This window comes from Synechococcus sp. H55.9 (genome assembly GCF_047462355.1).
Classification (GTDB): Bacteria; Cyanobacteriota; Cyanobacteriia; order Thermostichales; family Thermostichaceae; genus Thermostichus.
This window is the reverse complement of sequence record NZ_JANSJB010000046.1, coordinates 1-7,040: the sequence shown is the minus strand read 5'-3', so window position 1 is coordinate 7,040 and position 7,040 is coordinate 1. Positions and strand designations below refer to the sequence as shown.

Here is a 7,040-nt window from a genome sequence, read left to right as displayed (position 1 = left end):
CCAGGCGCTCGATGCCCAGGCGATCCACCGCTTTGTCGAGGGCGTGGGCCAGGCGCACGTAAAGCTTGTGCATCCAGAGGCTGACCTTGGCCGCTTCCCGCTCCTTGGGGGAGAGTTTGTCGAAGGTGCCGCCGCTGCGGGCGCGACGCTCGGCAACGACATTCTCGATGCGGCCGGCCAGCTCCTGGAGTTCTCGCCACTCGTCGGCGCTGATGTTGGCAAAGACTTCCGTGTCCTCCCGCAGTTCTCCCAAAAAGAGCTCGTAGAAGTGCCACCTGGCCCCGGACAGGTGCAACACCCCGGCCCGCTCATATTCATCGAAGGCGAAAATCAAAGGGGTCAAGTACGGCTCACCCCAGCGGGCTTCTACCCGCCCGTGGGCCAGATCCACTACGGGCAGCTCCACCTGCAGGTCGATTCGACGCAGCACTAGCTTGCCATCAGCGTTGCGGCTGGCAAAAAGAACTAGGGTGCGGGCGGAAGGGCGCTCCTGTTCCAGCAGGGCAAGGATTTGCTCGTAGAGAGAAGGATCCCGCTTGCCCTCCCGGAACTCCGGCAGCTCTTTGATAGCGTTCTTGATGCGTCCCACCCAGGCAAGGCGGGCGTTTTCAGGACGGGCAGGGTTGATGTCGGCGTATAACGAGAGCACCGGCGTGCTGCTGTCGCCAAAGGCAGCTTGCAAATCCCGGATCAGGGTGTTGAGCTCGTCCATGGTTTTGAAAGGGCTTCACTGCAAGATATCTAAAGTAGGGAATGCGACGGCAGATCCCTCAAGGGATCCCACGCAAGATGGAGCTCAGTTGAGCTGGGCTTGGGGAGAAGATTCTGCCTGGATCTGGATAGTGTAGCTCATGTGGCTGTGAACACCCCTGCCCAGCCAATGGCCGTAGATAGGAGCGGCATCTCTGGGGTAGGCGCTGGCCGCCAAAGCCACATGGCCATCGGCCACGGCCAGCCCTTGGGTGGGATCGAACCCTCGCCAACCGGCCCCTGGCAGATACACCTCCGCCCAGGCGTGCAGATGACGATGCACAGGCTCTGTGGTCTCCCCCGCCGGCTGCGAAGAACCGACCTGGTAGCCACTGACAAAGCGTGCGGCCAAGCCTACGGTGCGGCAGACCTCCATAAACACCAGCGTCAGGTCACGGCAGGCGCCGGTTTTGCGCTGCCAGGTCAGGCCGGCGGGCCAAGGATCCCCCTTTTCCCGCAAGATGTGGCGGCACTCGGAGTAGATGCGTTGGTTAAGCGCCGGCAAAAAAGCCGTCGTCTCCCCCTGCACCTGATCCCAGAGCTCCCAGGCCAGGCTTTGGATGCCGGCATCTGCCTGGGTCGCCAGATAGGGCTGCAGTTGGGCTGCCAGCGTGCTGGGGTAGTTGATGGGAAGGTGGGTGGCCCAATCGCAGAGCAGATAGTCAAAGGGGTTGCGCCGCAGGGTGACCACGGTGGACTGGGTTTGGATGCGCAGATGTTCGGTGGGATCCCCAAACCAGAGCTGAACCGCCGCGTTGCCATCCAGATCCACCAGCTCCGATTGGCCTGCCGGGCGGGGATCCACCTGCAGATCAAAGGCCAAGAGGGCTTGGATCCCGTTGCAACGGGGTCGCAAGCGCACAGTGTGGGGCTCCAGTTGCACCGGACAACTGTAGCGGTATTCGATGAAATGGCGGATTTGAATTTGCACGGTTCGGTGAATGGATACTCCTCAGAGCCGGCCCAACCCCAGACGAACTAGGGATGGTCTTGCTTGGCCTGTTGCCAGAGAACTTCCAATTCCTGGAGACTGCGTCCTTTGAGCATGGAGCCTTTGCCATCGCCGGGCATGGATCCTGTCGGCTCCTGGGCCAGCTCTTCCATGCGCAAAAAACGACGGGCAAAACGCAGGTTGGTCTGAGCCAGCGCTTGGGCAGCATCCAAGCCATAGCAACGGCCCAAGTCGACCAGAGCAAACAGCAGATCCCCCAACTCGGCTGCCTGTCGGGCCGGATCGGGGGGATCCCTTTCCAATTCTTGGCGCAGCTCGGCTTCTTCCTCGCGGATCTTGGCCCAGATCCCCTTCACCGTTGGCCACTCAAATCCCGCTCCCACCACCTTTTGGGAGATCTTCAGAGCAGCCATCAGGGGGGGCAAACTTTGAGCATAGTGGAGCAGCTTTTGACCAAGGCTTTGATCCGGTTGCTCCTCTTGCTTGATCTGCTCCCAAGAGCGGTGCAGCTCGGCCAGGTCTGCCGGCACAGCCTCCCCAAATACGTGGGGGTGACGACGGATCAGCTTATCGGCAATCCGCGCCGCCACAGCTTCCAGATCAAAGTGGTTCTGCTCGGCAAAGATCTGCGACTGCAGCACCACCTGCAACAACAAATCCCCCAGCTCATCGGCAATCGCTGCCGGATCCCCGCCGCGAATGGCCGCTACCGCCTCATACGCCTCTTCGAGAATGTAGGGAGTAAGAGACTCTGGAGTTTGGGCCCGATCCCAAGGGCAGCCGTCGGGAGCACGCAACCGAGCCACAATCGCCGCCAAACGACTCAGGTGCAGAGTAGAGGCGGGACGCTCCAGATAAAGGTGGGCAAAATGGCCCGTTGTCTGCGGATCCCAGCTTTGAAGCGTCAAGGGGCCGGCCACCACCTCTAAGCCTTCTGCCAGCAGCGTAACAGACTGGACAGGGGCACAGACCTGTTGCAGAAAACGGCGCAACTCCCCCAGATCCTTTCCCCCACAGCTTTTCAGCAGCAGGGATCCCTGCTCCGCAGTAGACCACCGAGCCAGCGCCTGTTGCCAGTCGGGCTGAAGACTATCCAGCGTTTGCAGCATGGTCAAAAGGGTAGGTGCGGCCCAAATCCAAAAGGCGGCTGAGCTGCTCTAGATCGATGAAACTCAACTCCAAAAGAATCATCAGCAACGGCCCTTGCTGGCGATGCTGCAGCTTTTTGGCCAAACTCAGTTGAGAACGGTCGATAATACCCGTTTCCAACAGATATTCCTCAAGGGCTGGGGGGGGAATCGGATCTAGCATGGTCGTTTCGCGGCGCTGAAGAAGGACGACTGTGAAAACTGAGAAGATAGTCAACCAATGTAACTATTCTTAACACTCCTATAGGATTTCGGCAAAGATCTGGCCAGCGAGTGGGCCAAAGGCCGGTTTGCCAAGCCCTGCGCCCACAGCTCCACAGCGAGAAAACCCCTAGATTACTCGGGTAAATGAGGTTTTCGTATCCAAAGATACAAAAAACAGTTGGAAGAGGTCATGGTATGATAGCAGACTCACGAACAGTTGGCAGCATCTCAAAAGGCTGGCTAGCTTTTCCTCTTGGGAAAAACCAGGGAGCTTGAGCAAGATGTTACCTTTTTATCCTGGCAACTTCGGTACTTAAGATAAAAATCTTACATTAATGGCTCAGGGATCCAGTGGGTTCTGGGCTTTGCCTTGTTGTTTGGGTCGGGTCAGGTTTCGGGCCTGCACCGGCCTAGGTCTCGGCTAAGCTAGAGATGGTTGCAGCATGAACTCTCCCTATGTCTGAAGCTCAGGGGTTACTGCCGGTGGGGGCGACGGTTCAGGTGGTGGAGATACCGCCCTATCTAAAGACGGCTGACCCGATGCCGATGTTGCGCCCGGCCCATTTGATCCGCTTGCACGAACAAGGGGTGATCCTGCAGCGGCGGCTGTTGGGCACCTATTGTGTGCAATTTGCCAATGGCGTCTTTCTCATCGACGGGAAATATATTGCCCCGGTGGGATCCCTGTCTTAACGGGCCCATCTCTCTTCCAAGGCAGCTCGATGGGTTTTTGGGATCGGACAGCTTGCTGCAGAATTGAGTTTTCACCTTACCGGCGGACTTTCGCGGTAGATTAAAGTGTGCCAATTGAGGTTGGATCAAGGTTTGGCTTATCCGCTGGGATCCGCCTTAACTGGCAGCAATTGGTTCTTCTGCTTCTGTTGCCCTCCATCCCACAAGACCAGCGCTGCTTATGCCCAGAGTTATCGTTACAGATCCCATCGATCAGGCGGGGATCGATATCCTCTCTCAAGTGGCTCAGGTGGATGTGCAAACCCAGCTCACCCCAGAGCAGTTGATCGCGGTTATCCCCAGCTACGATGCCATCATGGTGCGCTCCGGCACACGGGTCACCCGCGAGGTGATCGAGGCGGGGACGAACTTGAAAATCATCGGGCGGGCGGGTGTTGGAGTCGATAACATCGATGTGCCTGCCGCAACCAAAGCCGGGATCCTGGTGGTCAACTCGCCCGAGGGCAACACCATTGCCGCTGCCGAGCACGCCATTGCTTTAATGATGGCCCTCTCGCGCCACATACCGGATGCCAATGCCTCTCTGAAAGCGGGCCAATGGAATCGGCAGGAGTTTGTCGGCGTAGAAGTCTACAAAAAAACCCTGGGGATTGTGGGATTGGGGCGAATTGGCTCCCACGTGGCCCAGATTGCCAAGGCGATGGGGATGAAGCTGCTGGCCTACGACCCCTACCTCTCCATGGAGCGGGCAGAGCAACTGGGGGTGCGCCTGGTGGACTTCACGACTTTGGTACAGGAATCGGACTACATCACTCTGCACATTCCCAAAACGCCTGAAACCACCAACCTGTTCAACGCCGAAACCTTCCGTATGATGAAGCCGACTGCTCGCCTAATTAACTGTGCCCGTGGCGGCTTGGTGGATGAACAGGCGCTGTACGAAGCCCTGAAATCCGGCCAAATTGCCGGAGCCGCTTTGGATGTCTTTGCCAACGAGCCGCTGAAGGACTCTCCGCTGTTTTCTTTGGGCAAGGAAGTCCTGCTCACCCCCCACCTAGGGGCCTCCACCGAAGAAGCACAGGTGAATGTGGCTATCGACGTGGCCGAGCAGATCCGCGATGTGTTGTTGGGGCTGCCGGCCCGCTCTGCCGTGAATATCCCCGGCTTACAGGCAGAGGTGTTGCAAAACCTGAGACCCTACCTGGACTTGGCCGAAACCTTGGGCAACTTGGTTGGCCAGTTGGCTGGGGATCGCGTCAACCAGTTGGAGATCCGCCTGCAGGGAGATCTGGCGGAAAAAGATGGGCAGCCGATCGTCATTGCCGCCCTCAAAGGGCTTTTGACGCTGGCGCTGCGGGAACGGGTCAACTACGTCAACGCCTCCATCGAGGCCAAAGAACGGGGCATTCGGGTGGTGGAAACTCGAGATCCCTCCTTGAAAGATTATTCGGGATCCCTGACGTTGATTGCCCATGGCCCCAATGGGATCCGCTCCGTTTCGGGGGCGTTGATCGGGGAGCGAGAGGTGCGGATTACCCAGATTGACGAGTTCCCGGTGAATGTGCCCCCTTCCGCCAACATGCTGATGACCCTGCACCGAGATATGCCCGGGATCATCGGGCGAATTGGCACCCTGCTGGGAGCCTACAATGTCAACATCGCCAGCATGCAGGTGGGCCGCAAGATCATCCGCGGCGATGCAGTAATGGTGCTCAGCTTAGATGATCCCCTGCCAGATGGGATCCTAGAAGAGGTACTCAAGCAGCCGGGCATTCGCGACGCTTTTGTGGTGAACCTCTAGAGCCGCTGGTAGCGATCCCCAAACCTCACTTCCCCTAGCTAGCGAGACGGAGTCTTGGCTTGAGCCAGAGCGATCTGTCCTTAAACCTGCCTCAGATCCCAGACTGGGATTGGCCGGCGTTTCTGGAGTCGCTGGGCCATTTTGGTGTGGATCTCAGCCTGGAGCGCATGCAAGTCCTGCTGCAGCGCCTGGGTCGGCCCCAAGCCGGGATCCCGGCTATCCACGTGGCCGGCACCAACGGCAAGGGATCCGTCTGTGCCTGGGTCAGCCACGTGCTGTGGGCAGCGGGCTATCGCGTCGGTCGCTACACCTCTCCCCATTTGGTGGACTGGCGGGAGCGGATCTGGCTGAACGGGGAGTACATTTCTGCCAACGACTGGAGCCAAGCGTTGGCCCAAGTGCGCGACTGCCTACAAACCTATGCTCCTGGCGAGGCTTCTCCCACCCAGTTTGAGGTCATCACCGCTGCCGCTTGGCTGTACTTCCGCCGGCAAAAGGTGGACGTGGCAGTGATAGAAGTGGGCTTGGGTGGTCGGCTGGATGCCACCAATGCCGGGATCGAGCCCGTGGTGACCGCCATCACCTCCATCGGCTGGGATCATTGGCAGCGCTTGGGCAACAGCCTGCCCCGAATTGCCTCTGAAAAGGCGGGTATTCTCAAGCCAGGGATCCCAGCAGTGTGCGCACCCCAAACCCCAGAGGTTACAGCAGTTATCCGAGCCAAGGCAGAGCAGTTGCAAAGCCCCCTACGGGTGGTTGAACCCCTGCAATGGTTGCAACCCCAAACCGTCCGATGGCGAGGGCAGATCCTCACCTTGCCCCTCAGCGGCGATGTACAACTCACCAATGCAGCGGTAGCCCTTGCCGTTGTGGAAACCCTACAACAACAGGGCTGGCAGATCCCCGATGCCGCCGTAGAAAAGGGGTTTGCCATCACCCGCTGGCCGGGGCGCTTACAACGGGTGCAGCTTGGTTGCCGCCAGTTGCTGATGGATGGAGCCCACAACTTACCCGCCGCCCAGGCTCTCCGTCGTTATCTAGACAAGCACCAACCTGGATCCCTTGCCTGGTATGTCGGTATCCTCAGCACCAAGGATGTCAAAGGTATTCTCAGCACCCTGCTGCGACCGGGAGATTCCTTCTTCGCCTTGCCAATTGCCGGACACTTAGGGACAGATCCCGAACAACTGGCCCAACTGGCCCAAACCCTGCAACCCCATCTCGCTTCAGCACAAGCATTGCCCGATTTGTCTACTTTTTGTGTTCAGATGCAGGAGTCTCAAGCTGTTGGGGAGCCACCGGCTGTGGTTTGCGGGTCTTTGTATCTATTGGGCCAAGTGATGCGGGAATGCTTGGGATGGGGATTGGCCCGTTGACAGCGGGGTTGAGCAAAGACTAGCCCCCCCTTGGGTGGTGGGGGGGCAGAGGTGAGCCTGGCACCGAGCTAGGTTACCGGCGGGTCACCCCACCAGTAGGTTTGCCGCTGATGCGT

General features: G+C 58.8%; 7 protein-coding genes. 3 read left to right on the top strand and 4 right to left on the bottom strand.

Annotated features, from left to right (window positions below; genetic code table 11):
* From NW857_RS07570 to NW857_RS07555, 4 genes are all read right to left on the bottom strand, one after another.
* The coding region (locus NW857_RS07570) for a VLRF1 family aeRF1-type release factor (RefSeq protein ID WP_414368527.1) at window positions 1-712 on the bottom strand (712 nt) is incomplete at its 3' end.
* Window positions 713-796: 84 nt separating this feature from the next.
* Window positions 797-1,681, bottom strand: coding sequence for a transglutaminase family protein (locus NW857_RS07565; protein WP_414368524.1), 885 nt, complete (start codon window positions 1,679-1,681; stop codon window positions 797-799).
* A gap of 47 nt (window positions 1,682-1,728) precedes the next feature.
* Window positions 1,729-2,811 carry a nucleoside triphosphate pyrophosphohydrolase gene (mazG, locus tag NW857_RS07560; protein ID WP_414334696.1) on the bottom strand — a complete coding sequence of 361 codons (1,083 nt, stop codon included), beginning with the start codon at window positions 2,809-2,811 and terminating at the stop codon, window positions 1,729-1,731.
* The gene (locus tag NW857_RS07555) at window positions 2,792-3,013 is read right to left on the bottom strand and encodes a DUF2949 domain-containing protein (RefSeq protein ID WP_041438119.1); all 222 of its coding nucleotides are present in this window, start codon (window positions 3,011-3,013) and stop codon (window positions 2,792-2,794) included. Before NW857_RS07555 ends, mazG begins: the two co-directional genes overlap by 20 nt.
* A 497-nt stretch (window positions 3,014-3,510) precedes the next feature.
* Between NW857_RS07555 and NW857_RS07550 the strand changes: the two genes are divergently transcribed.
* The 3 genes from NW857_RS07550 to NW857_RS07540 all read left to right on the top strand — a co-directional run bounded on the left by NW857_RS07550 (window position 3,511) and on the right by NW857_RS07540 (window position 6,924).
* Window positions 3,511-3,747 carry a DUF3148 domain-containing protein gene (locus NW857_RS07550; protein WP_414334693.1) on the top strand — a complete coding sequence of 79 codons (237 nt, stop codon included), beginning with the start codon at window positions 3,511-3,513 and terminating at the stop codon, window positions 3,745-3,747.
* Between the two features lie 220 nt (window positions 3,748-3,967).
* Complete coding sequence (serA, locus tag NW857_RS07545) at window positions 3,968-5,548, top strand: phosphoglycerate dehydrogenase (protein ID WP_414334694.1); 1,581 nt, start codon at window positions 3,968-3,970, stop codon at window positions 5,546-5,548.
* 59 nt (window positions 5,549-5,607) lie between these two features.
* Entirely contained in the window at window positions 5,608-6,924 is a 1,317-nt protein-coding gene (locus NW857_RS07540) for a bifunctional folylpolyglutamate synthase/dihydrofolate synthase (RefSeq protein WP_414338181.1), read from the top strand.
* Window positions 6,925-7,040 lie beyond the last annotated feature (116 nt).

Coding starts and splice junctions, on each gene's coding strand:
- NW857_RS07555 (WP_041438119.1), bottom strand. CDS start 3,013: ATGCTAGATCCGATTCCCCCCCCAGCCCTTGAGGAATATCTGTTGGAA.
- mazG (WP_414334696.1), bottom strand. CDS start 2,811: ATGCTGCAAACGCTGGATAGTCTTCAGCCCGACTGGCAACAGGCGCTG.
- NW857_RS07550 (WP_414334693.1), top strand. CDS start 3,511: ATGTCTGAAGCTCAGGGGTTACTGCCGGTGGGGGCGACGGTTCAGGTG.
- serA (WP_414334694.1), top strand. CDS start 3,968: ATGCCCAGAGTTATCGTTACAGATCCCATCGATCAGGCGGGGATCGAT.